This is a genomic window from Variovorax sp. P4_D9 (assembly GCF_056401695.1).
In genome coordinates this window covers 1-1,216 of the sequence record NZ_JBFUIU010001491.1, presented here as the reverse complement: position 1 = coordinate 1,216, position 1,216 = coordinate 1, and the positions used below count along the sequence as shown (strand labels likewise).

Sequence of the window (1,216 nt, the reverse complement as noted above, 5' to 3'; positions counted from 1 at the left end):
GGTCACTTCCACCGCCAGATCGCCGCTCGCGATGCGTCCGACGACCTCGGCCGCGTAGGCGGGCTCGCCGCCCAGCTGCCGGCCGAGCGCGCGCGCGACCATCACGCCCATGCCGACGCTGGCCAGCAATCCTGCGCCGGCGATCAGCAGCATCATCCAGCGCGAGCTGGCATAGGTTTGGGCGGCGTTCTCCGCACTGGCCTTGGCGAGCATGTTGCTGTGGGCCACCATCGCTTCGAGCACCTCTTCGAGCGCGCGGGAATCCTTCAGCAGCTGCGCACTGTCGTCCCCCACGCGGCCGTCGAACTGGGAGCTGTCCAGCGACTGCTTGCCCACCAGCGTGACGAAGTCGAACATGCGCTGCTTGAGCGGCGAGATCGATGCCTCGTACTGCCGATAGAGCTTGGCACCCGCCTCGCTCTCCAGGAACAGCGGCTTGACCTGCGCGGCGCGGGCCTCCAGGTCTTCGAGCGACTTGCGGATGCCGGTCGCTCCCGCGTTGCGCTCGCCGCGCGTGGCCGCCGACAGCAGCGTCATCTGCGACCGACTGGCGTRGAGCAGCGCGATGTTCGCTTGCTGCACCGCCTGCAGGGCGCTCAACTCATGGCTGTAGAGCCTTTCGGTCGACGCGCTGATGCGCGCCATGTGGAAGATGCCGAGCGCACCGACGACGGTACCGAGTGCCGCGACCACGAGAAAGCTCAAGACCAGCTTGACCGTCACGCGCAGATGCTGAAACCACTGCATTTCTTTTCCTTTTTGTGGCGGCCACTGGCGCGGCCGGATTCAGAACTCGGTCCAGTCACCGGACAAAGCGGTGAGCTTCGGTTCCGAGCGCACCGACGCCGTCGGCTTCCTGGGTGCCGGCACGGCGGATGCGGCACCGGTCTTCTTGCGCGCTGCCTGCGGAGCCTGGGCTTTCGACTTCGCCTGTGCAATCGCGTGCACGGCTTCGCCATCGCTCGCCAGCTTGAACACGCTGACCGCCTGCACCAGGCTGCCCGCCTGTTCCTGCAGCGATCCCGCGGCCGCCGCAGCCTCTTCCACCAGCRCCGCGTTCTGCTGCGTCACCTGGTCCATCTGCGTGATCGCCTGGTTGATCTGCTCGATCCCCGAGGTCTGCTCCTGGCTGGCCGCCGTGATCTCGCCCATGATGTCGGTCACGCGCTTGACGCTGTCGACGATCTCCTCCATCGTCCGGCCTGCCTCGGCCACC

The 1,216-nt window shown here is 67.2% G+C and carries 2 protein-coding genes; both read right to left on the bottom strand.

Annotated elements, in window-relative coordinates:
• On the bottom strand, window positions 1-747 hold a 747-nt coding region (locus tag AC1DY5_RS56275), incomplete at its 3' end, for an MCP four helix bundle domain-containing protein (RefSeq protein ID WP_478122813.1).
• Between the two features lie 39 nt (window positions 748-786).
• Window positions 787-1,216: methyl-accepting chemotaxis protein (locus AC1DY5_RS56270; protein WP_478122812.1), on the bottom strand; the 430-nt coding region annotated here is incomplete at its 5' end.